Genomic DNA, 24931 nt, shown 5'->3' with positions numbered 1-24931 from the left:
GCCGCGGCAATGGATTTCGGCCGGGGTCAGAACGGGCGCGGACGGGTGATCTCGACGGTGGCCCCGGCGGGCACGTCACCGAACGTCTCGAAGCCGGTCGGCTCGGTCGCCCGGACCCGGTCGAACTGCTGCATCAGCCGCGCGCCCAGCGCCACGCCGACCGCGCCGACCGCGAGCGCGACGAGCTCGGCGGCGAGCAGGACACCCGTCGCGCCCCGCTGCGGCGCGCTGGCCCGGATCAGGCAGGACAGCAGGAACAGCGCCGCCATCACGGCGTTGACGAGGTTGAACGTCAGCACGGTCCGGCTGGTGCGCCCGGCGCGGACGTCCCACAGGTCGACCAGACCGGCGACGGTGGTGAGCCCGGCGGCGACGAGCGCGGCCACGGCGGTCCAGTAGCCCACCTCGCCGAGGAACGCCGGACCGCCGGCCACGTCGGCCAGGTCGAAGATCGCGGCGCAGACGAACAGGCCGAACGGGAACGTGACAAGCATCGGTTGAATGGGATGCCCCTGCACCCGCAGTCGGCTCTGCATCGCTTCCTCCCCAGGTCGGCGCAGCTCACCAGTCCAGGGTGCTACCCGAGGCGCCGCGAGGCGAAACGACTGTCGCTCAGTTGTCCCGGGGACGGGAGACGGTCAGCACGAGCCGCTCGGCCACCTCGCGCAGCGGGATGTCCAGTGCGGAGGCGGCGCTGCGCAGCACCCGCAGCGCCTCCGGGGCGGGACAGCCGCGCTGCGTCATGATCACGCCGACGGCCTGCCCGACCACGCCCTCGGCCAGCAGCGAGTCGTCGATCTCCCCGGCCCGGCTGGCGGCCCGCTCGCGGTCACGCGCGGCGGCCAGCAGGAGCCCGGCGTGCTCGGCGAGCAGCATCGCGGTGAGCTGGTGCCGGGGGGTGAGCGCGTCGGGCGACTCGGCGTACAGGTTGATCGCGCCGATGACCTGCTCGTCCACGTCGACCGGCGCGGAGATCACCCCGTGCACGCCCAGCGCGCGGGCCCGCTCGCTCCAGGCCGGCCAGCGCGTCTCGTCGGCGAGCCCGCCCGCGATGATCATCTCCCGGCGGCGGATCGCTGTCATCGCCGGCGTGTCCGGGCCGTGCCGCAGGTCGTCCAGCTCGGCCCGGTCCGGGTCGGAGGCGGCCACCCCGGCGGGTTCACCGGCGCGCAGCACGGTGAAGCCGCAGCAGTCCACGCCCGGCACGGCGTCGCGGGCGATGCGGACCAGCCGGTCGAGCGCCTCGTCGAACCCGGCCACGCCGATCAGGCCGGCGGTCAGCTCGCGCAGCAGCGCTGCCGTCTCCAGCACACCGAGGTTGTCGATCATGGGTTGGCGCGTGTCGAGGTTCACCGGGCCGGGGCCTCCACCGTCCCCGCGCACGTCCACGCGGTCTCCCCGTCCGGCACCGTTGCCTGTCCCATGTCCGTCCCTCCTGTGGGCCCCGGCCGACTACCCTCGCAGACCGCGAGCGAAACCGCGCAAAAAGGCCCCTCCCGGTCGCACCGGAAGGGGCCTTCCGTGCAGGTCAGCGCGACCCGGAGATGAGCCGCCGGCCCACCGAGGCGATCAGCCGGTCCAGCTCCGAGCCGAACGGGTTGTCGTGCACGAGGTAGGTCCAGGTGGCGCTCGGCCGCACCAGCTTCGACGAGTCCGGCTCCCAGCCCTCGTCGAACTCGGTCTCCTCGAACGTGGCCACGGTGCGCGTCTCGATCTCGGGCACCAGCGCGTTGAACGCGGGCACCGCGCTCCGGTGGAACTCGTCGAGCGGGTCGAGCCGGCCCAGCGCCCGCAGGTGCACGCCCTCGCGTACCTCGGACAGCTCGGCCAGGTGGTCAGCCCAGAGCCGGTCCAGGTGGTACAGGGCGATCTTGCGGGCCACGTCGGCGAGCAGGTCCTCGTCCATCTCGCCGGCCTTCTCCGGCACCCGCTCCAGCAGCATCAGCGCCGCGATGTCGCTGGTCAGCAGCCGCTCCCGGCGCTCGGCGAGCGCCTTGCGCTGCTGCTCGATCACCTGGCTGTAGCGCCACGTGTTGCGGTGGATCTCGTGGTTGACGCCCTCGGCGACCCGCTGGGCGTGCTCGACCGCGTAGTCGACCTGCGGGTCGGTGACCAGACCGTCGGCGTTCATCCGGGGCGAGGCCGGCACGGTGTCACCGGCGTGCCGGACCACCAGGTCGTCCTCCAGGCTGACGAAGAACACCGACCCGCCCGGGTCGCCCTGCCGGCCGGCCCGGCCGCGGAGCTGGTCGTCGACCCGGCGGCTGTCGTGCCGGCCGCTGCCGATCACGTACAGGCCGCCCAGCTCCGCCACCCGGTCGCGGTCGGCCTGGTCGCTGCCGCCCAGCCGGATGTCCACGCCCCGCCCGGCCATCTGGGTGGAGACCGTCACCGCGCCGTACGCGCCGGCCTCCGCGATGATGCCGGCTTCCTCGTCGTCGTTCTTGGCGTTGAGCACCACGCAGGACACGCCGGCGGCGTTCAGCGCGGCGGCCAGCCCTTCGGACTCCTTGACGTCGAGCGTGCCGACCAGCACCGGCCGCCCCGCCTCGTGGCAGCGCGTGATCTCGTCGACCAGCGCCTCCTCCTTCTCGGCGCGGGTGGCGTAGATGCGGTCCGGCTCGTCCTCGCGGACGCAGGGGGTGTTCGGCGGGATCACCGCGACCTCGAGGCCGAAGAACTCGCGGAGCTGGTCGCCGACGAGCACAGCGGTCGCCGTCATTCCGCAGACCGTCGGGTAGAGCGCGATGTACGCCTGCACGGTGATCGTGCCCAGCACCTCGCCCTCGGCGGTGGCGTCCAGGCCCTCCTTTGCCTCGACCGCGGCCTGGAGCCCGTCCGGCCAGCGGCGGCGCTGGGCGACCCGGCCGCGCATCTCGTCGATCAGCTCGACCGAGTCGTCCCGGACGATGTAGTCCACGTCCCGGTGCAGCAGGGCGTGCGCGTGCAGCGCCACGTTCACCGCGGAGAGCTGCCCGACGTGCTCCTCGTCGTACAGGTCGATGCCGCCCAGCTTGGCCTCGACGGTGGCCAGGCCGACCGAGGTGAAGGCGACGCTGCGGCCGTCCTCGGCGACGGTGTAGTGCTTGCCCTTGCGCAGCCCGCGCACCAGCGCGGCGGCCGCGTGCACCGGGTCCTGCTCGCCGCCGACCGCGCCGGCCAGCACCATCGGCACCCGGGCCTCGTCGATCAGGATCGAGTCGGCCTCGTCCACGATCGCGGTCTTCAGCGGCGGCTGCACCCGGTCGGCCAGGTCGGTGACGAGCTGGTCGCGCAGGAAGTCGAAGCCGGCCTCGCTGACCGAGACGTAGGTGACGTCGCAGGCGTACGCGTCGCGCCGCTCCTCGGGCGTGGACGCCTCGTTGACCCAGCCGACGGTCAGCCCGAGCAGGTCGTAGACGGGCGTCATCCACTCGGCGTCGCGGCGGGCCAGGTAGTCGTTGACGGTGAGCACGTGCACCGGGCCGTTGCCCAGCCGCACGTGCCCGTACGCGGCGACCGTGGCGGTGAGGGTCTTGCCCTCACCGGTGGCCATCTCCGCGACCTTGCCGGACAGCAGCGCCATCGCGCCGAGCAGCTGCACGTCGTAGGGGCGCTGGTCGAGCCCGCGCCGGGCCGCCTCGCGGCCGATCGCGCAGATCTCCTCGTAGCCCGTGGCCCGGCCGGCGGCCTCGGTCAGCTCCGCGTCGGAGAGCTGTTCCAGGTCCGCCTCGCGCGCCTCGATCGCCGGCAGCAGCTTCTCCAGCGGCGCCAGGTCGACTGTCGTCCCCGGGCGCTGGAGGAACCGGCGGAACCTGGTCTTCAACCGTTGCGACACACCCATGAGCGGCAACGGTACGCGAACCGGAGCCGATTGTGACCCCCGCCCGCCGCGCGCCGGGTTCCGCCCTTCCCGTCCGCTTCCGTCGATCATGAGGTTGGCGGCGGTCGGCGTCCGTTTTGTCGCCGCCAACCTCATGATCGACGCCGTGGAAGAGGGGGTCAGGGGGTGAGGACCACCTGGAGTTCGGTGCGGCGGCGCTCGGCCAGGTCGGTCAGCAGGGCCGGGGCCTCGTCCAGGGGGACCACGGCCGAGATCAGGTGCTTGCGGATCACGTCCCCGTACTGGCGCAGCAGCTCCACCGTCTCCGCGGACAGCCGCTCCCGGTCCCAGGTGGGGGCCAGCCCGCGCGGCACCCGGCCGATCTGCGCGCAGCGCAGCGACAGCCCGTTGTGGTGGAACTCCTCGCCGAGCCGGACCGCGTCCGCGCCGGCCTGGTAGAACGCCAGGTCGACCACCGTGCCCTGCGGGCGCAGCAGGCGCAGCGCGAGCTGCAATGCCCAGTCCTGGCCACGGCACTGGAAGACCACGTCGGCGCCCCGGTCCCCGGCCGCGTGGTTCCACCGCGTCTTGAGCACGACGGCCGGGTCGTCCGCGTCCGGGTCGAGCGTGTCCAGGCCGAGCGCCTCGGCGACCTGCCGCCGGGCCGGCGTCGGGTCGACCACGACCACCGAGGCGGCGCCGTGGCGGCGGGCGAACAGGGCGGTCAGCAACGCCACCACGCCGCTGCCGACCACCGCCACCCGGCGGCCGCGTACGCCGTCGCCGAGCGTGCGCACGTCGGCGCCGCACAGGTCGGCGGCGGCGTGCAGCAGCCCGTTGGCACAGATCGGGCCCATGTGCGCGACGAACACGCCGAGCAGCGGATCGAGGTCGTCGGGCAGCGGCACGAACCGCTCGGTCAGCGGGTCGGCGACCCAGCCGCTGCGGTGGCCGTACGTCATCGCGCCCACCTCGCCCACCGCGACGGCCGGGGTGCGGCTGGCCACCACGCGCCCGACCTGCATGTAGCCGAGCCGGGTCACCGGGTACGGCGTGCTCGCCTCCCCGGGCCGGAACAGCCCGAGCGCGGCGTCCCAGGTGACGTGCAGGTAGGGGTTGGTGCCCTTGACGAAGCTCAGTTCCGTACCGGCGGACACGCCGCTGTAGAGCGTCTCCACCCGGAACGTGCCCTCGCGCAGCTCCGGCGCGTCCAGTTCGGCCAGCTCGACCCGGCCGGGGCCGCCGACCACCACCACCCGGTCACGCATCGACGCTCACCCCCGCGTCCGCGACCGGAGCGGTGAGCCGGGACGCCGGCCCGGTCGGCAGCGCCACCGGCCGTCCGGTACGCGCCGACTCGGCCACCGCGAGCGCGAGCCGGTGGGTGAGCAGCGCCTCGGCGTACGGCACGCGGACGTCGTCGCCGAGGCCGCACACGGCGTCGACGAAGGCCCGGTCGACGGCGACCCGCGCGCCGTCCGGGTCGGCGGGCAGGTGCCGCTCGCCGTCGCCGTCGCGGACGGTCAGGCCGTCCTCGGCCAGCCACAGCGCCAGCCCGTCGGCGAGGATCTCCAGGCCGGCCCGGTGCTTCCAGCCGAGCACGCAGGACGCGGCGAGCGTGCCGACCGCGCCGGAGCCGAAGCGCAGTGTGGCGGCGGTCACCGAGTCGATGTCCGCGCCGTCGACCGGCGGCGGGCTGCCGTCGCCGTACGCGGTCACCTCGACCGCCTCGCCGGCCAGCAGCCGGACCAGGTCCAGCACGTGCGCGGCCTGCTCGACCACCGGCCCGCCGGAGCGGTCCCGCCGCGCCCACCAGGCCACCGGCGGCACCTTGTCCAGCCACGCGCCGTTGACCATCCGCACCGGACGGCCGGCGAGCAGCCGCCGGGCCTCCTCCACCACGTGCAGGTAGCGCCAGTGGTGTCCGACGCCGGTGAGCAGGCCCCGCTGCTGCACCAGCGCCGCGACCCGCTCGGCGGTCTCCAGGTCCAGCGCCACCGGCTTCTCCACGAACATCGGCACCCCGGCGGCCACCACCGCCTCCTCGACCGGGCCGTGCGCGAACGGCGGCACGCAGACGTACACCGCGTCCGGGCCGGCCGCGAGGAGTTCGTCCACGTCGCGGAACACCCGGCCGCCGTACGTGCCGGCGAGCGCCCCGGCCGCGTCCGGCGCGACGTCGGTGACGCCGAGCAGTTCCACGTCCTCGAAGCCGGTGAGCACCCGGGCGTGGCGTTGCGCCACCCCACCGGCCCCGACAAGTCCCACCCGGCAGGTACGCATCCGACAACCCTCTCGCCACGACTGGAAGACTGCGGACACCACTCCCCCCGGCGGCGTCGCGCCAAACGCCGCCGACGTGTGCAACGCAACGTTCATCCGCCCGGAACCTCCCGGTACGCGCCACGTGATCAGGATGATGGGCAAGATCCGGTTAGCGCGGATGCGGGATTGGGAAAACCATGGTCCGCGATTCCACCATCGATGGGGGTGCCCGTGCGGGAATCAGATTCGACCGTCTCACCAGTGGTGGAGGCGTGGGCCACGTACCGCACCAGCACCGCCGACGACTGGCCGGCGCGACGGCTGGTACGGGCCAAGGGCGCGAGCCGGGTCAGCGTGGTGCTGCCGGCCCGCAACGAGGAGGCGACTGTCGGGGCGATCGTGTCGACCGTCCGGGAACACCTGATGGACCGCGTACCGCTCGTCGACGAGCTGATCGTGGTGGACTCCCGGTCCACCGACCGGACCGCGCAGGTGGCGCGCGCGGCCGGCGCCGAGGTGGTCAGCCAGGACGCGATGACGCGCGGGCTGCCCCGGCTGACCGGCAAGGGCGACGCGCTCTGGGCCGGGCTGGCCGCGGCCGAGGGGGACGTGGTCGCGTTCGTCGACGCCGACCTGCGCGAGTTCCGGCCGCACTTCGTGACCGGGCTGCTCGGGCCGTTGCTGACGGATCCGAGCGTGGAGTTCGTGAAGGGCTTCTACCACCGGCCGCTGGTCGGTGCGACGAGCGTGGAGCCCGACGGTGGCGGGCGGGTGACGGAGCTGATGGCCCGGCCGCTGCTGAACCTGTTCTGGCCGGAGCTGGCCGGTTTCGTGCAACCGCTCGCGGGCGAGTACGCCGGCCGCCGTGAGGTGCTGGAGCGGGTGCCGTTCGTCACCGGATACGGCGTCGAGACGGCCATGCTGATCGACCTGCTGGAGCTGGTCGGGCTGGACGCGCTGGCCCAGGTCGACCTGGGTGAGCGCAAGCACCGGCACCAGGACACCGCCGCGCTGGGCCGGATGTCCGCGCAGATCATGCTGACCGCCTGGTCGCGGCTGCAGCGACGCGGGTGGGCGGCGCCGGGGGTGGCGCCGACCGCGCTGCTGACCCAGTTCCGCCGGGGCGGCTCGGAGACGCTGCCCAACCTGGACCGCGAGATCGTGGTCAACGACGTGTCGGTGCAGGAACGCCCGCCGCTGGCGCAGCTGCGGCACCGCCTTCCCCGCCGCCGGGTGGCGGCCGCGTGAGCGGGGAAACCCTGAGGGAGGACAGCGCATGACGCTCACCGTGCTGATGAACGCCGGGCCGTGGCTGTCCGTGCCGCCGCCGGGCTACGGCGGGATCGAGAACGTGATCGCCACGCTGGTGCCGGAGCTGCGCCGGCTGGGCGTACGGGTGGTGCTGGCCTCGGTGGAGAGCAGCACGCTGCCGGTCGACGAGCGGATCGCGGTCTTCCCGGACGGCCAGTTCCACGCCTTGCAGCGGCCGTACAACCAGGTCTGCGGCGTCTCCCAGGCGCACCTGTCCGGGGTGGTGCGGGCGCTGCACGCCCGCGACGACATCGACCTGGTGCACGACCACGTGGAGGCGGTCGGGCTGGCCACGCTCGCCGCGATGGGCCCGGACGCCCCGCCGGTGCTGCACACGCTGCACTGGGACCTGGCCAAGCACCCGGAGCTGTACGGCAACCTCGACGGCGGCGACCGGGTACGGGTCAACGGCGTGTCCGCGTCGCAGCTGGCACGCGCGCCGGAGGCGTTGCGCGCGCACTCGGTGGGGCACGTGCACCTGTCCACCCCGCTCGCCGTGGACGCGGACCGGCAGGCGCCGGTGGCGAAGGGCGACCACGTGGTGATCCTCGGCCGGATCAACCCGGGCAAGGGGCAGGACCTGGGCGCTCGGCTGGCGCAGGAGACCGGGTTCCGGCTGGTGCTGGCCGGGCCGGTCGGGCCGTACCACCGGCCGGAGGATCTGGCCGCGGCCGGCGACGAGGCCCGGCAGAACCCGGACGTCCGTTTCTTCTACGAGCAGGTGGCGCCGTACGTCGACGACGACCGGGTGCGCTGGGTCGGCACGGTGGCCGGGCGGGAGCGCGACGACCTGGTCGCCTCGGCGCGGGCGTCGCTGTTCCCGCTGCGCTGGGAGGAGCCGGGCGGCACGGCGGTGGTCGAGTCGCTGTCGCTCGGCACGCCGGTGGTGGCCACCGCCCGGGGCTGCCTGCCGGAGCTGATCGAGCACGGCCGCACCGGCCTGCTCACCGGCGACGAGCAGGAGCTGGGTGACCTGGTGCTCGCCGCCGGCGGGCTGGAGCCGGCCGAGTGCCGGCGGGAGGCGGCCCGGCGGTTCACCCCGGCCCGGATGGCGCAGCGGTACGTGGAGCTGTACGACCGCGTCCGGATGGGCGTGGCGAAGCCGTTGCAGCCCGCCTGAGCGTCACCGGCCCGGCCGTCCCGCGCGGCCGGGCCGGCGTTTGTCCCCGCCGGGCGCGGGAAACCGGCGCTTCCCGCGGTGGCGAGGAGGCCGGCGTGACGAACTCGATGGCGCACTCCCGGGCGCGGCGCAACCCGGCCGACGGGCGGGCGCCGGTACGCCGGATCGCCTCCGGGTTCGCCGTGCTCCTGCTGCTGCTCGGCGTGCTGGGCTTCGTGCCGGGCGTCACCAGCGACTACGGGGATCTGCGCTTCGCCGGTCCGGGCTCCGGCGCCCGGCTGTTCGGCGTGTTCCAGGTCTCGGCCGTGCACAACCTGGTGCACCTGGTGCTGGGGGCGGCCGGGCTGGTGCTGGCCCGTACCGTCGCCGGCGCCCGCGCGTTCCTGGTCGGCGCCGGCGCGGTCTATCTGGTGCTCTGGCTCGCCGGCCTGGCGATCGACGGACGCGACGCGGCGAACGTGCTCGCGGTCAACCGCGCGGACTCGTGGCTGCATCTGCTGCTGGGCGCCGCCATGCTGGCGCTCGGGCTGGTCGCGGCGCGTCGCGGGGACCGGCGCTGACCTGCGCCCCGGCGGCCCGGATGCCCGGTTTCGCCGGTCCGGGGCGCGGGTACGTCCGTAGTCCTCCGGCTGCGGGAGGCGGCGAAGCGCCCCCGGCCGGTGACCCTCCCCGACGAGATGGAAACGAGGCGGCGATGGTGACCCGGATCAGGTGCGAGGTCCGCGACGAGTCGCCGGTCACTGTCGTACGGCTGGCCGGAGCGCTCGACCTGGGCACGATGCGCGCGGTGCACGAGGTGCTCGACCGCTGCCTCGCCGAGCAGCCGGACGCCCTGGTGGTCGACCTGGAGGAGATCGAGGTCGGCGAGCCGCTGGCGCTGTCCGTGTTCGCCGCCGCCGCGCGGCGCGCCGCCGACTGGCCCGCGGTGCCGATGGTGCTCGCCGCTCCCTGCGCCGAGACGGCGGCCTGGCTGAACGAGACCACCGCCTGCCGGGTGGTGCCGGTACGCCGGGACTGCGCCGAGGCGACGGCGCTGGCCGGCGAGGCGGCGGCGCCCCGGCTGCGGGCCCGGCTGGAGCCGGTCGCGGGCGCCTGCCGGCGGGCCCGGGAGCTGGTCACCGAGGCGTGCGGCAGGTGGAACGTGCCGGAGCTGGCCGGCCCGGCGTCGCTGGTGCTCACCGAGCTGGTGGGCAACGTGGTGCGGCACGCCGGCACTCCGATGCAGGTGACGCTGACGCTGCGCCGGCCGTACCTGCGGGTGGCGGTGATGGACGGCAGCCCGGCCGACGCCCGCGCCGCGAGCAGCCGCGATCCGCGCGCCGAGGGCGGCCGGGGGCTGATGCTGGTGCGCGAGCTGACCCAGCGCTGGGGCAGCACCCCGGTCGGCGCCGGCAAGGTCGTCTGGGCCATGCTCCCGGCGAACTGACCGAATTCTCCGCTCTCGCCTGGTTACATGGGCAGAGGGCCGGGTACGCCCGCCCGTCCTGTCTGTCGTCACACGGGGTGAGATGCCATGCGCAAGCGGGTAGTCACGGAACCGGCACGAGACCGGGGGCCCGCGATCCTCGCGCCGGCCCGGTTCGGGGGCTACCCCGGGCCCGTACGGGAGGCGGTGAAGGGCAACGCACTGTGGCGGTTGCTGCGGACCACCGACGCCAAGCAGATCGGCCTGCTCTACCTGGTCACGTCGTTCGTGTACTTCATCGTCGGCGGGATCCTGGCGATGGTCATCCGGGTGGAGCTGGCCCGGCCGGGGATGCAGATCGTCTCCCCCGAGCAGTACAACCAGATGTTCACCATGCACGGCACGATCATGCTGCTGCTGTTCGCGACCCCGATGTTCTTCGGGTTCGCCAACTACCTGGTGCCGCTGCAGATCGGCGCCGCCGACGTGGCGTTCCCCCGGCTCAACGCGTTCGCGTACTGGCTCTACTTCCTCGGCGCGCTGATGGTCATGGGCGGGTTCGCCACCCCGGCCGGCGCCGCGGACTTCGGCTGGACCGCGTACACGCCGTTGAGCACCGCGCAGCACTCCCCCGGCGTCGGCGGCAACCTGTGGGTCGTCGGCCTGGCCGTGTCCGGTCTGGGCACGATCCTCGGCGCGGTCAACCTGATCACCACGATCGTGACGCTGCGCGCGCCCGGCATGACGATGTTCCGGATGCCGATCTTCACCTGGAACGCGCTGCTCACCAGCGTCCTGGTGATCTTCGTGTTCCCGCTGCTGGCCGCCGCGCTGATGGCGCTGGCCTCGGACCGGATCCTGCACTCGCACGTGTACGACCCCACGACCGGCGGGCCGATGCTCTGGCAACACCTGTTCTGGTTCTTCGGCCACCCCGAGGTGTACATCATCGCGCTGCCGTTCTTCGGCATCATCACCGAGATCATCCCGGTGTTCGCCCGTAAGCCGATCTTCGGCTACACCGGCCTGGTGCTGGCCACCATCGCCATCACCGTGCTGTCGATGACGGTCTGGGCGCACCACATGTTCGCCACCGGGCAGGTGCTGCTGCCGTTCTTCAGCATCCTGAGCTACCTGATCGCGGTGCCCACCGGGGTGAAGTTCTTCAACTGGATCGGCACCATGTGGAAGGGGCAGCTCACGTTCGAGACGCCGATGCTGTTCGCCATCGGCTTCCTGGTGACGTTCCTGCTCGGCGGCCTGACCGGGGTGCTGCTGGCCAGCCCGCCGGTGGACTTCCACGTGCACGACACGTACTTCGTGGTGGCGCACTTCCACTACGTGCTCTTCGGCACCATCGTGTTCGCCGCGTTCGGCGGGCTCTACTTCTGGTTCCCGAAGATGACCGGGCGGCTGCTCGACGAGCGGCTCGGCAAGATGCACTTCTGGACCATGTTCATCGGCTTCCACGCCACGTTCCTGGTGCAGCACTGGCTGGGCAACGAGGGCATGCCCCGCCGGTACGCCGACTACCTGCCCGGCGACGGGTTCACCACGCTGAACACGATCTCCAGCATCGGCTCGTTCGTGCTCGGCGCGTCCACCCTGTTCGTGATCTGGAACATCTGGAAGTCGTGGCGGTACGGCGCGATGGTCACCGTGGACGACCCGTGGGGCTTCGGCAACTCGCTGGAGTGGGCCACCACCTGCCCGCCGCCGCTGCGCAACTTCGACCGGATGCCGCGCATCCGCTCCGAGCGGCCGGCGTTCGACCTCAAGTACGGCCCGCTCGTGGCCGACCTGGGCCGGGACCTGCCGCAGCGCACCACCAAGCCGCCGCAGTCCTTCCGCGAGGAGATGCACCACGAGCGGCACGTGCCGGAGTCGCCGTCGGCCGGTGGCGCGTACGGCGCGCCCGAGGCGCTGGACTACCAGCCCGCGCCGCAGTCCGGCGCCCGCCCGGTGGAGGTGCCGGCGCCGGAGGAGGTGCGCCGTCCCAGCTTCGAGGAGACCGACGAGCCGGAGGGCAGCGCGCTCAACGCCGAGCGCGACGAGCAGCCCAACGACAGGTGGCGGCACCCGCGCGGGCACGGGGACACCCCGGAGAACTGAGACACCGGACGAGGGCCGGCGCCGTCGGGCGCCGGCCCTCTCGTCGTACGCCGCGCGCCGGCACCCTGGGTGGGTGGCCGGCGCGGTGGCGTGCGGTCAGTCGGCGGCCGGCAGTCCGGCCGCGGTGAGCGAGCGGCGCACCGCGGGCTGCACCCGGGTCAGCCGCAACGGCACCCCGGTACGTGCGGCGGCCTCCCGGCCGGCCATCAGCGCGGCGATTCCGCCGGCGTCGAAGCCCCCGGCGCCGACCAGGTCGACCACCACCTCGCGGGGTTGCCCGGTGACCGCCTGGAGCACCGCCCGGCGCAACTGGTCCGCGCCGGCCCGGTCGACCTCGCCGCCGACCTCGACGACCACCCGGTCGCCGTTCTGCTTCACCGAGATCCGCGCCTTGCCCGGCTCGGCCTCGGCCGCGCCGTTCTGCCAGGGCGGCGGCGCGTCGGCGAGCATCGCCTGACGCAGCCAGGTCAGCGCCCGCGACAGCAGCCGGGACACGTGCATCTGCGAGATGCCGAACCGGGCGGCGATCTCCGCCTGGGTCTGGTTGCCGTAGAAGCGCATCGCCAGGATGCGGCGCTCCCGCCACGGCAGCCGGTGCAGCAGACCGCTGACCGTGACCCGGTCGTCCACCGACTCCAGCGCGTGGTCGGACTCGCCGACCAGGTCGCCGAACTCGGCCGAGCTCTCCCCGCCCACCGGCGCGTTCAGCGACGCCGGGCTGTAGCCGGCGGCCGACTCCAGCGCGGCGAGGATCTCCTCCTCCGGCGTCTCCAGCCGGGCGGACAACTCGGCCACCGTGGGGGCACGGGACAGCTCGCTGGTCAGCGTCGCCGTCGCCTGTCCCACCTCGAGGATCAGGTCCCGCAGGCGGCGCGGCACGTGCACGCCCCAGGTGCGGTCACGGAAGTGCCGTTTGATCTCGCCGACGATGGTGATGGCCGCGTACGCGGTGAACGAACCGCGTTCCGGGTCGTACCTGTCGACGGCGTTGACCAGACCGAGACGGGCCACCTGCTCCAGATCCTCCAGCGGCTCACCGCGCCCGCGGTAGCGGCGGGCGAGCCGGCCGGCGAACGGCAGCGCGAACCGGACCAGGTCGTCCCGCGCCTCCTGCCGCCGCTCCGGTGGCAGGCCCTCGATCCGGGCCGCGTACGCGAGCGCCGCCGCGTCCAGGTCCTCCAGACCCCGGTCGGTGGTCGGTGGTGTGGGTGTGGTGGTCTGTCCGAACATCCGCGCCCCCTCGCCGAAGAGCCCCCGCCCGGTCGGAACCGGTCGTGCGCGTGGTCGGACCACGCACCGGGTGAGGAAGTTGGGTTACGTGACGGATACGTCGAAAGCGGTGGCTGCCCGCCGCCACGGCGTCGTGGGCCGTTTCGCGGCGAGCGGTCTTCCCGCTCCGTAGGTACTCAATCACGGACCGCAGGATCGCGAGGAAGTTTCGCCAGGTTGGCCGGCCAGCCGTTCCCGGCGGCCGGTCAGCAGACCAGCAGGCCCTGGTGCGCGCCCGCGTCACGCAGCGCGGTGAGGGCCTCGGCCATCCGCAGCGGCGGCGGCGCGGGCAGGTCGCAGGGCTGGTTGCGCAACACCTCCGTGGCACGTCGGGTGGGTACCGAGGCGACCGGATAGCCGCGCGCGGCGCCCCGGTCCAGGGCCCGCCGCTTGCGCCCGAAGCCGGCCACCGCCAGCCACTGGGGCAGTCCCGCGTACGCGGGCGAGCGCAGGCCCGGCGGCTCCGGCAGCACGTCCACCGAGCTGAACGGCTCGCTGCCGGCCAGCCACCACTCGACGCCGGCGACCCGGCGCACGGTGGCGTTCTCGCACCAGTAGGGCACCAGGCCGGCCCGCAGCACCTGCGCCGGGTCGAGCAGCCGGCCGCACTCCACCACCAGCCGGTTGCCGGTCTTGCCGGCCCGCCGCAGCCAGCGCCGGTACAGGTCGGCGGTCACCGCGCTCAGCGCGTCCGGCTGCGGCACGACCACCCGGTGCAGCGGATGGCCGTGCCGGTCGCCGAAGGAGCGGGCGTCGTGCTCGAAACCGGACTCCACGCCGTGTTCGGCGAACGCGCCCGCCACCGTGACCTCCGGCGCCGTCCAGCGCGTCTCGTCCCCACCGGCGGCGCGGAGCACCTGGCCCAGCGCGCGGGCGTCCGGGTGGAAGTCGACCGGGTCCAGGCCGCCGGCCGGGCAGCCGGCCTGGAAGCTGTGCCCGTCGCCGCGGTCGCGTACCGGCCAGGTGCGGGCGTCGTGCAGCAGCAGCACCGGCGCGGCCGGTTCCAGCCGGTCGGCCAGGAAGCGCGCGTACGCCTTCGGCAGCGTGCGCCAGCGCACCGCGAACGTCACCGCCGCGCCGGCCGCCGCACCCCGGGTGGCCGGGCAGTGCACCTGGCGTACGTGCACGCGCGGGTTGCCGTGGAGCAGCCGGGCGGCCAGCATGGCGCCGTGCGCGTACGCGGCGTCCGGGCGGTCCACCGCCCCCCGGGCCCACTGACCGGCCAGCTCGAACCCGGCCGGGAGCCAGGGCACGCCGAGCGCCACCGCGAGGTGGGCGGCGGCGCCGTGCGACGAGCCGAGCACCACGCCGGGGAAGCGTCGGTCCGGGTACTGTCCGGTGAACCACGCGGCCACCCGCTCGGCGTCCACGGCGGCGATCTGGTCGGCGGTGAGCGCCGCCCGCCCGGCGGCCCGGACGGCGGCGGCACGGCGTACCGGCTCGGGCGCGCCGGTGAGGCGGGACAGCGCGCCCGGATGGCCGAGATCGCCGCAGTCGTCGCCGCGCAGCGCCCGGGCGGTCACGGCGACCAGGGTCCGGGCGGCGCTGCCGGCCGCCACCACCCGCTCCACGGGCAGCCCCGCGCCGCTGACCGGCGTCCGTTCGACTCGTTCGCTCACCACGCGGCCCGGCTTCCCGTCCCTCTGGGGTCTAAACGGGGCATCTCCCCACGGGCCAGGACCAAGGCCCGCCCGGTAACGGCAGCGCCCGCGACACCCAGGTACGCCGTCGCGCCGCGTGCCCGCCGTCGCGGGCGCAACGGCGCTCCGGTGCGGGTTTGGGCCGGACCGGGACGGGCACTGCACCGCGCATGCCCGACGACGAGAGCACCCCGGCGACGACCATCACCCCGTACCGGGACGGACCACTGCTGGTACGCGGCGACTTCGCGCTCGTCACGCCCGAGGGCACGCCGATCGAGACGCGCCGGGGCACCGTCGCGCTGTGCCGGTGCGGCAAGAGCGCGATCAAGCCGTTCTGCGACGGAACGCACAAGGTGGCGGGCTTCCGCGCCGACAGCGACCGCGAGGGCTGACTCCGGGTCAGGCTGCGGCGAGGACCTGGGCGGGCGGGCGCAGCGAGGACTCCCCGGCCGACCAGGCGTCGAGCAGGTGCGCGGCGAACAGGGCGTCCACGGCCAGTGCGGCGGCGGCGCCGAACAGCACGTCCGACGCGAGCGCCGGCTCGGCGCGGACCAGCCCGCCGCACATGTCGTGCGCGGCGATCTGCTCGTGCACGGCGTCGGCCTCGACGTGCTCGTCGTAGAAGCGCGTGGCGACCGCGTCGAAGCCGAGCCGGCGCAGTCCGTTGCCGTAGCGGCGGTTCGGCAGCGACGAGGTCATCTCGTACGCCGCCAGGTGCCCGAGCAGCGCCCCGCGCAGCCGCCGGTGCAGGCCGAACAGCGACATCAGGTTGTTGGTCGCCAGCGTCACCGCCGGCACCCGGTCCAGGTGGGCGGCGTAGCCGGTGTCCAGGCCGAGCCGGTCCATCGTGGTGCGGAACAGCTCGGCGTGCATCCGGTCCAGCCGGCCGTTGCCGTACTCGTCGGTCTGGATCTCCACGAGGGCGGCCTTCGCCGGGCCGCCGAGCCGGGGCAGCGCCCAGCTGTGCGGGTCGGCCTCGCGCAGGTGGTAGATCGAGCGGTGGGTGACGAACTCGCGGAACCGGCCGAGGTCGGCGCGCCGTTGCAGCGCGGCGGCCAGCGGCGGGCCGTCGTCGGCGGCCACCAGGTCGGCCAGCGCGCCCGGCACGGCGGCCGGCAGCACCGCCGGCGGCGGGCCGGCCAGCTCGCGTAGCGCCGCCTCGAACGGCCGCTCGGCGCGGGCGCGCAGCGCCAGCAGCGACGGCTCCCATTCCCACGCCTCGTCGACGCCCGACCAGCCCCGGTAGTGCAGCTCGTAGCAGAGGAACAGGGTGAGCTGGAGATCCTCGTCGGTCAGCGGCGCCGCCACCGCGTCGAACTCGCCACCCAGCCCGGCCGGCAGCTCGCCGGGAGCGGAGCGCAGCGCGGCCAGCAGCGCGGCGGAGACCGGCCCGCGCGCGGCGGGCAGCGGGGCGGGGCCGTAACGACGGTCGGCGGCGACGGACATGTGACCTCCTGGGACGGGTTGCGCCCGGTCGCAGTGCCCCGCCCGGATGCCGCTAAACGATTTCGTCCGCCGCGATGGCCTCGGTCTGGATCACCCGCTCCCGCACCCGGCGGGCGGCGTCCCCGTCGGCCACCAGGCCGCGCAGGTCGGCCAGCGCCGGTTCGGGCGCGTCCAGCGGCACGGCCGGGTCCACGACCGCCTCCAGGACGGCCGGCCGGTCGGCCGCGAGCACCTCGTCCCAGGCGGGTCCGACCAGGTCCGGCCGGTCCACCCGGACGCCGTGCAGCCCGAGCAGGCGGGCCCACCCGGCGTACGGCACGTCGGAGCGCCGCCCGCCGGGCGTCCGCCCGCCGCCCACGCCGGACTGGTCCCGGTTGTTCAGCACCAGCACGATCAGCCGGGGATCACGCCACCGCGTCCAGTGGTGCGCCACAGTGATCAGCTCGGCCAGGCCGTTGAGCTGCATCGCGCCGTCGCCGAGCAGCGCGAGCACCGGCTCGTCCGGGCGGGCCAGCTTGGCCGCCACCGCGTACGGCAGGGCACAGCCCATCGAGCCGAGCGTGCCGCACAGCTGCGCCCGCACCCCCGGCGGCAGCTCCAGGTGCCGGGCGTACCAGTAGATGACCGAGCCGACGTCGACGGCGACCCCGGCGTGCCGGGGCAGCCGGGCGGACAGCTCGCGGAGCACGAGCTGCGGGTTGACCGGCTCGGCCGGGGCGGCGGCGCGCTCGGCGGCGGTCTCCCGCCACCGGTCCACCATCTTCTCCACCATGCCGCGCCACTCACGGTGGGGCTGGTCGGGCACCCGGGTCAGCAGCGCCCGCAGCGTCTCGGCGGCGTCGCCGACGAGCGGCACGTCCACCGGGTAGCGGGTGCCGATGCGCCGGCCGTCGATGTCGATCTGGATCGTGCGCACCTGCCCCGGCATGGGGAACCAGTCGGTCCACGGGTCGTTCGTGCCGATCATCAGCAGCGTGTCGCAGCCGCCCATGAGCTGCGCGGCTGCGGTGGTACCGACCTCGCCGAGCACGCCGGTGTGGAACGGCATCCGCTCGTCGAGCACCGGCTTGCCCAGCAGCGACGTGGCGACGCCCGCGCCGAGCCGGTCGGCCAGCGCCGTGATCTCCTCGGCCGCGCCGTGCGCGCCCTGACCGACGAGCACCGCCACCCGCCGCCCGTTGCCGAGCAGCGAGGCGGCGGCGTCCAGGTCGGCGTCGTGCGGCAGCACCCGGGCCAGCGGCTCGCCGGGCGTCGCGGTGACCACCCCGGCGGCCTGCGGCAGCAGATCCGGTACGGCGGTGACCTGCAACGCCCGCGGCAGCACCACGCAGGTCGGGCTGCGGGTCGCCGCCGCGGTACGGAACGCCTGGTCCAGCAGCGCCGGCACCTGCTCAGGCCGGCGGCCGTAGCGGACGAACTGGTTGCACACGTCGCCGAACAGCCGGCTCAGCCCGATCTCCTCGTGCGCGCCGCCGAGCGGGCCGGTGACGTCCTCGCCGATGATCGCGACCACCGGCTTGCTGTCGAGCTTGGCGTCGTAGAGCCCGTTGAGCAGGTGCACCGCGCTGGGCCCCTGGGTCGCCAGGCACACCCCGACGCCGCCGGTGAACTTCGCGTGCCCGGTGGCCATGTACGAGGCGGTCTCCTCGTGCCGGGCGGGGACGAAAGCCGGATCCCCGCCCGCGTCGTCGAGCGCGCCCACGAGCGGGGCGATCGCCGCGCCCGGACAGCCGAACACCCGCGGCACCCGCCAGGCCCGCAGGCGTTCGACCACCAGGTCGGCGACGATCCGCTCAGCCATTACCCCGCCCCGGCGTGCTCGCGTCGACGTAGCGCAGCACCGCGCCGACCCCGTCGGTCAGCTCCGGCGCCTCCTCGGGCGCGAGCACCGTGAGGTCCGCGTCGGTGCCGACCAGCGCGCGCAGCAGCGCCGCGTCGGCGCGTACCCGCTGGGGGTCGGCCACCGACATGCCGGCCAGCTGCGCCGGGTCGGTGGCGATCTCGGTCGGCTCGGGGCCCACCCACAGCTCGCCGTCGGCCGACGGGTCGTCCACGATGAGCATGGTGTCGACCTGGTTGCGTTGCAGCGCGGAGACTACGGCGTCGAGTCCGGCGCCGACGTCCTCCTGGACGCCGAAGCGGTCCAGCGCGGCGGCGATCCGCCGGTCGGCGACCTCGGCGACGGTCTGCACCGTGATGTCGTCCATCAGCGTGTCGTCGGCGCCCACGTCACGGGCGCCCGCGTCGGTGCGGACCAGCACGTCCTGCCAGCGCTCGGGGAGCTGGGCGGCGATCATGCCGGTGGCGCGGACGTCCCCGGCCACCACGACGACGTCCGCGCCGACCCGCTCGGCCAGGTCGGCGGTGGCCGCCGCGGCGTCACCGGCGTTCTGGTGCCACGCCTCCATGGCGGCGCGCTGGTAGCGGGACTGCGACCAGCCGCCCGGCTGCACCCGGCGCAGCTGGCGGCTCTGCCCGCCCTGCACCTGGGCCCGCCGGGGCACCCCGCCGGCGCTGACCGCCATCGCGTCCGCGCCGGTACGGTCGGCCAGCACCCGCACCCAGGCCACCTGCTCGCCCCGCTGGGCCACGAGCGGCATGGTGTGCGGCAGCGCCGACCAGCTCGCCAGGTCGCGCAGCGGCGGCGCGGACAGGTACTCGGTGAGCACCACGCGACCCCGGCTGGCGAACACGGCGATGCCGTAGTCGCCGGGCATCGGCTGGTGCCGGCGGACGACCTCCTCCACCGCCTCGACGGTGACCGGGTCGGCGCCCTGCCCCAGCAGGTCGCCCTTGAGTGCCCGCCAGCGCAGGTCGACCTGCGCTCGCGCGTCCTGGGTGTCGCGGGAGGCGTCCATGTACACCGAGCACCAGGGCCCGGGACGGTCGTAGAGCGGGCGCAGGAAGGACAGCTGCATGCTCGACCCCTTTCCGGCTCGGCCGCACGCATACCCGCGCCCCGGCGGAGTTCACCTGCCGGCTCCCCGGGCGTGACCACCGTTCATTCACGTCGTTCAACCCGAAGGGCCGATACCATCTGTACACGGAACGGGACTCTCGGTGGTGAACATGGACACGGAGCTGCACACCCGACGCGTCGTCCACCCGACGGAACGCGTCGTCACCGGCCGTCTGGCGCGGTTGATGGACGGCTACGCCCGGGAGGTCCGGGTCGGGCAGCCGGCGCTGGTCGCGGTGCTGACCGCCGCGGGGGTGGTGGGGCTGCTGCTGAAGGTGGTGCGCGCGTTGCTCAGCAGTGGCGGCGGCGGGGCCCGGCGCAGCTTCAAGGAGCTGAAGAAGGGGCCGGAGTTCCTGGTCACCCCGGTCCGGGTACGCGACACCACCGGTCGGCTGGTCGAGGTCGAACTGCACGGCCACCTGCCGCAGAGCGCTCTGCACCCCGGCGACCACGTCCAGCTCACGCTGCGGGCGCAACGCGACGAGGAACTGCCGCCGCGGATCGAGCGGATCGTCAACCTGACCACCGGTCAACTGCTCACGCCGCGCACCGCGACGCTCTGGTCGCACCTGGGCCCGGCGCTGCTGCTGCAGGCCGTGCTGGGGGTCGTGCTGCTGCTCGGCGTGGCCGCCTGCTCGGCACTGACGTAGAGCGGGTTTCCGCCGGGCCGCCGGCGGGCACCGCTGCGGCCATGTTCGCCGGATTCACGCTCACCGAGATCGACGTCGGCGCGGTCCGCCTGCGCGTGCGCCACGGCGGCTCCGGGCCGCCCGTGGTGCTGCTGCACGGGCACCCGCGTACCCATGCGACCTGGCACCGGGTGGCGCCGCGGCTGGCCGCGCGGCACACGGTCATCTGCCCGGACCTGCGCGGCTACGGCGGCTCGTCGAAGCCGCCGAGCGACCCGGGGCACACGGTCTACTCCAAGCGGGCGATGGCCGCGGACGTGGTGGGCCTGCTCGACGCGCTCGGGCACCGCCGGGCCGCGGTGATCGGTCACGACCGCGGCGCGTACGTGGCCATGCGGACCGCCCTGGACCACCCGGACCGGGTGAGCCGCCTCGGCGTGCTGGACGGGGTGCCGATCGGCGAGGCGCTGGCCCGCTGCGACGCCCGGTTCGCCGCCCGCTGGTGGCACTGGTTCTTCCTCGGTCAGCTCGCCAAGCCCGCCGAACGGGTGATCAACGCCGATCCGGACGCCTGGTACGGCGGATCACCGGAGGAGATGGGCGAGCAGGCGTACGCCGACTACCGCCGCGCCATCCACGATCCGGCCACGGTCCACGCCATGTGCGAGGACTACCGGGCCGGGCTCGGCCCGGACCGGGCGGCGGACGACGCGGACCGGGCCGCCGGGCGCCGGATCGGCTGCCCGGTGCTGTTCGCCTGGTCCGAGCGCGACGACATGGTCGACCTCTACGGCGACCCCGCCGCCATCTGGCGGGACTGGGCCGACGACGTGCGGACGGCGTCGATCCCGTCCGGGCACCACATGGCCGAGGAGGCGCCACGGGAGCTGACCGACGTGCTGGCCGGCTTCCTCGCGGAGGACCTCGCCCCGGTCACCGACCCGCGGCGGTGAGCGGCTGCTCCGCCGGAGCCGGCGCGTCGAGCAGGCCCCGGCGGTTCGCCCAGCGCTCGAACAGCACTGTGGCGAACGGGGGCACCGCGCTGGCCAGGGCCAGCCCGGTCTGCACGAGCGTCCAGCGGCGCCGCAGGGCCACCACGAGCGCCAGCACGCCGTAGACCACGAACAGCGCGCCGTGGATCGGGCCGAAGATCTTCACGCCGATCTCGTTGCCGGGCGGGCCGTACTTGACCGCCATACCGGCCAGCAGCGCCGCCCACGAGCATCCCTCGGCGAACGCCGCCACCACGAACGCCCGGATCCACCCGTCGCGCATCAGCCACTCCCCTTCGCCGTCGGCGGCCATGCTAGCCGCCCGGGCCGGGTCGCCCGGACGGAACCCGCTGCCCGGCGACGGGGATCACCGGGGCCGCCACGGGGTACAGAAAAGGGCCTCCGGGCCTTTCCTGACCCGCCACTCCGTGCGAGGTTGGGGAGAACCAACGGTGACAGGGTGGTGACCATGGGCGAGGACGTCGGCGTGCGTACCTTCAGCCGGGAGGACCGGGCCCGCTATCGCGAGAAGGTCCGGCGGTGCCTGGACGTGTTCGCCGAGATGCTGCGCGAGTCCCGGTTCGACGTGGAGCGGCCGATGACCGGCCTGGAGATCGAGCTGAACCTGGTCGACGACGGCTTCGACCCGGCCATGCGCAACGCCGACGTGCTGGAGGCGATCGCCGACCCGGCGTTCCAGACCGAGCTGGGCCAGTTCAACGTGGAGATCAACGTCGAGCCGCGGCGGCTCGCCGGCACCGGCACCGCGGCGTTCGAGGAGCACGTGCGGGCCAGCCTGAACGCCGCCGAGGAGAAGGCCCGCACGGTGGGCGCGCACATGGTGATGGTCGGGATCCTGCCGACGCTGCGCCCGGAGCACCTGACCGCCGAGACGCTGTCGGCCAATCCCCGGTACGCGCTGCTCAACGAGCAGATCTTCGCCGCCCGCGGCGAGGACCTGCCGATCGCGATCAGCGGGGTGGAGCGGCTGGCCACCACCGCCGACACGATCACGCCCGAGGCCGCGTGCACCAGCACCCAGTTCCACCTCCAGGTCAGCCCGGCGCAGTTCGCCGACTACTGGAACGCCGCCCAGGCGATCGCCGGCATCCAGGTGGCGCTCGGCGCGAACTCCCCGCTGTTCTTCGGCCGGGAGCTGTGGCGCGAGACCCGGGTGCCGCTGTTCCAGCAGGCCACCGACACCCGGGCGGAGGAGATCAAGGCCCAGGGCGTACGCCCGCGGGTGTGGTTCGGCGAGCGCTGGATCACGTCGGTGTTCGACCTGTTCGAGGAGAACGTCCGCTACTTCCCGGCGCTGCTGCCGGTGTGCGACCCGGAGGACCCGGCGGCCACGCTGCACAGCGGCGGGGTGCCGAAGCTGGCCGAGCTGCGCCTGCACAACGGCACCATCTACCGGTGGAACCGGCCGGTCTACGACGTGCTCAAGGGCCGGCCGCACCTGCGGGTGGAGAACCGGGTGCTGCCGGCCGGGCCGACGGTGCTGGACACGGTCGCCAACGGCGCGTTCTACTTCGGCCTGGTGCGGGCCCTCGCCGAGTCCGACCGTCCGCTGTGGTCGCAGATGTCGTTCAGCGCGGCCGAGGAGAACTTCAACGCCTGCGCCCGGCACGGCATCGACGCCCAGGTGTACTGGCCCGGGCTGGGCTACCTGCCGGTGACCGAGCTGGTGCTGCGCCGGCTGCTGCCGATGGCCCACCACGGGCTGGACCGGTGGGGCCTGGACCCGGCGGAGCGGGACCGGCTGCTCGGCATCGTCGAGCAGCGCTGCCTGACCGGCCGCAACGGCGCGACGTGGCAGGTGGAGACGCTGCACCGGCTGGAGTCGGCCGACCACATGGACCGGCCGGCGGCGCTGCGCGAGGTGGTCCGCCACTACGTCGACCTGATGCACAGCAACCGGCCCGTGCACGAGTGGCCCATCCCCTGAGCCGGGCCTGCCGTCAGCGCAAAGCGGTCACGGTCGCCCGGGCGGCCTGGGCGACCAGCGCGTCGTCCGGCTTCGCGTCGCGGCTGTCGCGGCTGGTCATGACCGCGAGCACGATCGGCGCCCCGTCCGGCGGCCACACCACGGCGATGTCGTTGCGGGTGCCGTACCCGCCGGTGCCGGACTTGTCCGCCACCGGCCACCCGGCCGGCACGCCGGCCCGGACCAGCCCGCTCCCGGTGGTGCTCGCCCGCATCCAGCTGAGCAGCAGGTCCCGGTCCGCGGGCCGCAGGGTCTCACCCAGCGCGTACGCCCGCAGCGAGCCGGCCAGCGCGCGGGGCGTGCTGGTGTCGCGCTCGTCGCCGGGCGTGGCCGCGTTGAGTTCCGGTTCGGTACGGACCGGCCTGGTGACCTGGTCGCCCACCTCCCGCAGCGCCCGCGCGAAGCCGGCCGGACCGCCGAGCGCGTCGAACAGCAGGTTGCCGGCGGTGTTGTCGCTGTACCGCACCGCCGCCTCGGCGGCGTCCCGCAGCGTCATCCCGGTCTCCACGTGCCGTTCGGCCACCGGGGAGTGCGCCATCAGGTCCGCCCGCCGGTAGCGGACCACCCGGTCCCGGTCGGCGTCGGACGTGGCGGCCAGCATCGCGCCCGCCGCGAGCGCCTTGCACGTCGAGGCGTACGCGAACCGCTCGTCGGCGCGGTGCGCGAGGGTACGGCCGGTGCCGGTGTCGACGGCGTAGACGCCGATCCGGGCGCCGGAGCGCCGTTCCAGGGCGGCCAGTTCCGGAGGCGCGGGGACCGGCTCGGCGTCCGGTGTGGCGCTCGGCGTGGCCGTGGCCGGGGCACCGGTAGGAGGCGCGGCTTCGGGCCGATCCTTCGTGCAACCGGTCACCAGAGCCGTCGCCGTGAGCATCGCCGCCACGAGCACCTGCCGTCGGATCACCCGTTTCCTCCCCCGCCGTCCGGACCACGCCGTTCTCGGGCCATTGTCGCCGATCCCGGTCGGGCCCCGGTGGCCCGCCGGCCGAGCGGCAGGTCAGCCCGCGACGGCGGAGAACGTGATCGCGCCGAGCGCGGCCAGTGGCAGTGCCACCGCGGCGGCCTGCAGCCGTACCCGGGCGGACCGGCCGACCAGCACCACCAGCAGCGCGGCGAGCGCGAGGTCGATCGCCACGTTCCACCAGGCGCCGGGATAGCCGGACCGCGACCTCAGCGCGAACCGCAACGCCTCCTCGACGAACACGGCCACCGGCAGCGCGGTCCCGGCGACGCGCCGCCATCCCTCGGTCCGCGCCCAGATGCCGGCGACGCCGAACACCACGCCCGCCACCACGCCGAACGCCATCCAGACGATCGAGGTGGGCGACCAGATCACGGCGAGGTCGTCGCCCTGGAGCAGTGTCGCCGCCAGGTAGTAGCTGGGCACCGCGACGATCAGCAGGGCGCTGGCCGCGACGGCGGCGCGCACCGCGCCCGACCGGATCCACCAGCCCAGCGCGAACGCGGCGACCGCCCAGGTGGCGGTGGAGTTGCCGAGTTCGGCGAACGGGAACGGCACCCACTTGATCCAGACGAAGTCTCCGAAGCCGAGCAGGAAACCGGCGACGGGGACGACGAGGGCGACGGTGCGACGCGAGGGTGGCATGCGTGGGAGCTTACATACTCGGTATGCTCCCCTCGCCGACAGGGCGGCTACGAGGCCAGGCGCCGCTCCGACGGCGCTAGACGCACGGCGGCATCGGACCTGTTGATCTCGGACCACACCTCGTCGAGGGAGAGGCCGAGCACGTCGGCGATGGCGGCGATGGTGGGGAACGCCGGCGTGGCGACCCGGCCGGACTCGATCTTCCGGAGCGTCTCCGGAGAGACGCCCGCGTCCAGCGCGGTGAGCAGCATCGAGCGCTCACCCCGGGCGCGGCGCAGAAGCACACCGAGACGCTGCCCGCGCTCGACCTCGGCGGGGGTGAGGGGCAACCTGACCATGCCAGGATTCTAATACCGGGATAACATGACCGGGATACTTATTGGTTCTG

General features: G+C 74.3%; 23 protein-coding genes. 9 read left to right on the top strand and 14 right to left on the bottom strand.

Annotated elements, in window-relative coordinates:
• Nucleotides 1–26: 26 nt before the first annotated feature.
• The 5 genes from V6U82_RS27295 to V6U82_RS27275 all read right to left on the bottom strand — a co-directional run bounded on the left by V6U82_RS27295 (nucleotide 27) and on the right by V6U82_RS27275 (nucleotide 6085).
• Entirely contained in the window at nucleotides 27–536 is a 510-nt protein-coding gene (locus tag V6U82_RS27295; RefSeq protein WP_334466084.1) for a DUF2231 domain-containing protein, read from the bottom strand.
• A gap of 76 nt (nucleotides 537–612) precedes the next feature.
• The gene (locus tag V6U82_RS27290; protein WP_334466083.1) at nucleotides 613–1353 is read right to left on the bottom strand and encodes a GAF and ANTAR domain-containing protein; all 741 of its coding nucleotides are present in this window, start codon (nucleotides 1351–1353) and stop codon (nucleotides 613–615) included.
• Between the two features lie 175 nt (nucleotides 1354–1528).
• Nucleotides 1529–3823, bottom strand: coding sequence for an accessory Sec system translocase SecA2 (gene secA2 / locus V6U82_RS27285; RefSeq protein WP_334466080.1), 2295 nt, complete (start codon nucleotides 3821–3823; stop codon nucleotides 1529–1531).
• 158 nt (nucleotides 3824–3981) lie between these two features.
• A complete protein-coding gene (locus tag V6U82_RS27280; RefSeq protein WP_334466077.1) occupies nucleotides 3982–5070 on the bottom strand; it encodes a zinc-dependent alcohol dehydrogenase in 1089 nt (362 codons plus the stop codon).
• Nucleotides 5063–6085, bottom strand: coding sequence for a Gfo/Idh/MocA family protein (locus V6U82_RS27275; protein WP_334466074.1), 1023 nt, complete (start codon nucleotides 6083–6085; stop codon nucleotides 5063–5065). The genes V6U82_RS27280 and V6U82_RS27275 overlap by 8 nt, the downstream gene beginning before the upstream one ends.
• 246 nt (nucleotides 6086–6331) lie before the next feature.
• Here V6U82_RS27275 and V6U82_RS27270 point away from each other — a divergent pair, with 246 nt between their 5' ends.
• From V6U82_RS27270 to ctaD, 5 genes are all read left to right on the top strand, one after another.
• Nucleotides 6332–7315 carry a glucosyl-3-phosphoglycerate synthase gene (locus V6U82_RS27270; protein WP_334466154.1) on the top strand — a complete coding sequence of 328 codons (984 nt, stop codon included), beginning with the start codon at nucleotides 6332–6334 and terminating at the stop codon, nucleotides 7313–7315.
• Nucleotides 7316–7343: 28 nt separating this feature from the next.
• Nucleotides 7344–8498 carry a glycosyltransferase gene (locus tag V6U82_RS27265; RefSeq protein WP_334466072.1) on the top strand — a complete coding sequence of 385 codons (1155 nt, stop codon included), beginning with the start codon at nucleotides 7344–7346 and terminating at the stop codon, nucleotides 8496–8498.
• A 107-nt stretch (nucleotides 8499–8605) separates the two neighbouring features.
• Nucleotides 8606–9058, top strand: a complete 453-nt coding sequence (locus V6U82_RS27260; protein ID WP_334466149.1) for a DUF4383 domain-containing protein — start codon at nucleotides 8606–8608, stop codon at nucleotides 9056–9058.
• Nucleotides 9059–9192: 134 nt separating this feature from the next.
• Entirely contained in the window at nucleotides 9193–9924 is a 732-nt protein-coding gene (locus V6U82_RS27255) for an ATP-binding protein (RefSeq protein WP_334466069.1), read from the top strand.
• 87 nt (nucleotides 9925–10011) lie between these two features.
• Nucleotides 10012–12015, top strand: a complete 2004-nt coding sequence (ctaD, locus tag V6U82_RS27250; RefSeq protein WP_334466067.1) for an aa3-type cytochrome oxidase subunit I — start codon at nucleotides 10012–10014, stop codon at nucleotides 12013–12015.
• Nucleotides 12016–12111: 96 nt separating this feature from the next.
• Here ctaD and V6U82_RS27245 read toward each other — a convergent pair whose 3' ends face one another.
• Nucleotides 12112–13245 (bottom strand): SigB/SigF/SigG family RNA polymerase sigma factor, encoded by a 1134-nt coding sequence (locus V6U82_RS27245; protein ID WP_282309340.1) that lies wholly within the window; start codon nucleotides 13243–13245, stop codon nucleotides 12112–12114.
• Between the two features lie 245 nt (nucleotides 13246–13490).
• The gene (locus V6U82_RS27240; RefSeq protein ID WP_334466056.1) at nucleotides 13491–14906 is read right to left on the bottom strand and encodes a hypothetical protein; all 1416 of its coding nucleotides are present in this window, start codon (nucleotides 14904–14906) and stop codon (nucleotides 13491–13493) included.
• A 188-nt stretch (nucleotides 14907–15094) separates the two neighbouring features.
• Between V6U82_RS27240 and V6U82_RS27235 the strand changes: the two genes are divergently transcribed.
• Entirely contained in the window at nucleotides 15095–15319 is a 225-nt protein-coding gene (locus V6U82_RS27235) for a CDGSH iron-sulfur domain-containing protein (protein WP_128139287.1), read from the top strand.
• A 7-nt stretch (nucleotides 15320–15326) separates the two neighbouring features.
• On the opposite strand, the gene V6U82_RS27230 is transcribed toward V6U82_RS27235, so the two are convergent.
• Genes V6U82_RS27230 through V6U82_RS27220 form a run of 3 tightly spaced genes read right to left on the bottom strand, consistent with a single transcriptional unit; the run spans nucleotide 15327 to nucleotide 19291 of the window.
• Nucleotides 15327–16373, bottom strand: coding sequence for an iron-containing redox enzyme family protein (locus tag V6U82_RS27230; RefSeq protein ID WP_334466053.1), 1047 nt, complete (start codon nucleotides 16371–16373; stop codon nucleotides 15327–15329).
• A 52-nt stretch (nucleotides 16374–16425) separates the two neighbouring features.
• Nucleotides 16426–18174 carry a thiamine pyrophosphate-binding protein gene (locus V6U82_RS27225; protein WP_334466051.1) on the bottom strand — a complete coding sequence of 583 codons (1749 nt, stop codon included), beginning with the start codon at nucleotides 18172–18174 and terminating at the stop codon, nucleotides 16426–16428.
• Nucleotides 18167–19291: a baeRF2 domain-containing protein gene (locus V6U82_RS27220; RefSeq protein WP_334466048.1), complete on the bottom strand. Its 1125-nt coding sequence runs from the start codon at nucleotides 19289–19291 to the stop codon at nucleotides 18167–18169. The genes V6U82_RS27225 and V6U82_RS27220 overlap by 8 nt, the downstream gene beginning before the upstream one ends.
• Nucleotides 19292–19433: 142 nt before the next feature.
• Between V6U82_RS27220 and V6U82_RS27215 the strand changes: the two genes are divergently transcribed.
• A complete protein-coding gene (locus V6U82_RS27215; RefSeq protein ID WP_334466045.1) occupies nucleotides 19434–19982 on the top strand; it encodes a hypothetical protein in 549 nt (182 codons plus the stop codon).
• 41 nt (nucleotides 19983–20023) lie between these two features.
• Nucleotides 20024–20914 carry an alpha/beta fold hydrolase gene (locus V6U82_RS27210; protein ID WP_334466043.1) on the top strand — a complete coding sequence of 297 codons (891 nt, stop codon included), beginning with the start codon at nucleotides 20024–20026 and terminating at the stop codon, nucleotides 20912–20914.
• Here V6U82_RS27210 and V6U82_RS27205 read toward each other — a convergent pair.
• Entirely contained in the window at nucleotides 20895–21266 is a 372-nt protein-coding gene (locus V6U82_RS27205; RefSeq protein WP_442933474.1) for a DUF3817 domain-containing protein, read from the bottom strand. The genes V6U82_RS27210 and V6U82_RS27205 overlap by 20 nt on opposite strands.
• A 156-nt stretch (nucleotides 21267–21422) precedes the next feature.
• Here V6U82_RS27205 and V6U82_RS27200 point away from each other — a divergent pair, with 156 nt between their 5' ends.
• On the top strand, nucleotides 21423–22901 hold the full coding sequence (locus tag V6U82_RS27200) for a glutamate--cysteine ligase (RefSeq protein ID WP_128136943.1): 1479 nt from the start codon (nucleotides 21423–21425) through the stop codon (nucleotides 22899–22901).
• A gap of 13 nt (nucleotides 22902–22914) precedes the next feature.
• Here V6U82_RS27200 and bla read toward each other — a convergent pair whose 3' ends face one another.
• From bla to V6U82_RS27185, 3 genes are all read right to left on the bottom strand, one after another.
• On the bottom strand, nucleotides 22915–23811 hold the full coding sequence (gene bla / locus V6U82_RS27195) for a class A beta-lactamase (RefSeq protein WP_334466146.1): 897 nt from the start codon (nucleotides 23809–23811) through the stop codon (nucleotides 22915–22917).
• 123 nt (nucleotides 23812–23934) lie between these two features.
• A complete protein-coding gene (locus V6U82_RS27190) occupies nucleotides 23935–24543 on the bottom strand; it encodes a DUF6518 family protein (protein ID WP_334466038.1) in 609 nt (202 codons plus the stop codon).
• Between the two features lie 47 nt (nucleotides 24544–24590).
• Nucleotides 24591–24881: a helix-turn-helix domain-containing protein gene (locus tag V6U82_RS27185; protein ID WP_128136946.1), complete on the bottom strand. Its 291-nt coding sequence runs from the start codon at nucleotides 24879–24881 to the stop codon at nucleotides 24591–24593.
• Nucleotides 24882–24931 lie beyond the last annotated feature (50 nt).

It is taken from the genome of Micromonospora sp. CPCC 205554, assembly GCF_036902745.1.
Classification (GTDB): domain Bacteria; phylum Actinomycetota; class Actinomycetes; order Mycobacteriales; family Micromonosporaceae; genus Micromonospora; species Micromonospora tulbaghiae.
Note: the sequence above shows the minus strand (reverse complement) of the source record. Positions and strands in the feature narration are given on the sequence as shown.

Coding starts and splice junctions, on each gene's coding strand:
- V6U82_RS27295 (WP_334466084.1), bottom strand. CDS start 536: ATGCAGAGCCGACTGCGGGTGCAGGGGCATCCCATTCAACCGATGCTT.
- secA2 (WP_334466080.1), bottom strand. CDS start 3,823: ATGGGTGTGTCGCAACGGTTGAAGACCAGGTTCCGCCGGTTCCTCCAG.
- V6U82_RS27280 (WP_334466077.1), bottom strand. CDS start 5,070: ATGCGTGACCGGGTGGTGGTGGTCGGCGGCCCCGGCCGGGTCGAGCTG.
- V6U82_RS27275 (WP_334466074.1), bottom strand. CDS start 6,085: ATGCGTACCTGCCGGGTGGGACTTGTCGGGGCCGGTGGGGTGGCGCAA.
- V6U82_RS27265 (WP_334466072.1), top strand. CDS start 7,344: ATGACGCTCACCGTGCTGATGAACGCCGGGCCGTGGCTGTCCGTGCCG.
- V6U82_RS27260 (WP_334466149.1), top strand. CDS start 8,606: ATGGCGCACTCCCGGGCGCGGCGCAACCCGGCCGACGGGCGGGCGCCG.
- V6U82_RS27255 (WP_334466069.1), top strand. CDS start 9,193: ATGGTGACCCGGATCAGGTGCGAGGTCCGCGACGAGTCGCCGGTCACT.
- ctaD (WP_334466067.1), top strand. CDS start 10,012: ATGCGCAAGCGGGTAGTCACGGAACCGGCACGAGACCGGGGGCCCGCG.
- V6U82_RS27245 (WP_282309340.1), bottom strand. CDS start 13,245: ATGTTCGGACAGACCACCACACCCACACCACCGACCACCGACCGGGGT.
- V6U82_RS27235 (WP_128139287.1), top strand. CDS start 15,095: ATGCCCGACGACGAGAGCACCCCGGCGACGACCATCACCCCGTACCGG.
- V6U82_RS27230 (WP_334466053.1), bottom strand. CDS start 16,373: ATGTCCGTCGCCGCCGACCGTCGTTACGGCCCCGCCCCGCTGCCCGCC.
- V6U82_RS27225 (WP_334466051.1), bottom strand. CDS start 18,174: ATGGCTGAGCGGATCGTCGCCGACCTGGTGGTCGAACGCCTGCGGGCC.
- V6U82_RS27220 (WP_334466048.1), bottom strand. CDS start 19,291: ATGCAGCTGTCCTTCCTGCGCCCGCTCTACGACCGTCCCGGGCCCTGG.
- V6U82_RS27210 (WP_334466043.1), top strand. CDS start 20,024: ATGTTCGCCGGATTCACGCTCACCGAGATCGACGTCGGCGCGGTCCGC.
- V6U82_RS27205 (WP_442933474.1), bottom strand. CDS start 21,266: ATGGCCGCCGACGGCGAAGGGGAGTGGCTGATGCGCGACGGGTGGATC.
- V6U82_RS27200 (WP_128136943.1), top strand. CDS start 21,423: ATGGGCGAGGACGTCGGCGTGCGTACCTTCAGCCGGGAGGACCGGGCC.
- bla (WP_334466146.1), bottom strand. CDS start 23,811: ATGCTCACGGCGACGGCTCTGGTGACCGGTTGCACGAAGGATCGGCCC.
- V6U82_RS27190 (WP_334466038.1), bottom strand. CDS start 24,543: ATGCCACCCTCGCGTCGCACCGTCGCCCTCGTCGTCCCCGTCGCCGGT.
- V6U82_RS27185 (WP_128136946.1), bottom strand. CDS start 24,881: ATGGTCAGGTTGCCCCTCACCCCCGCCGAGGTCGAGCGCGGGCAGCGT.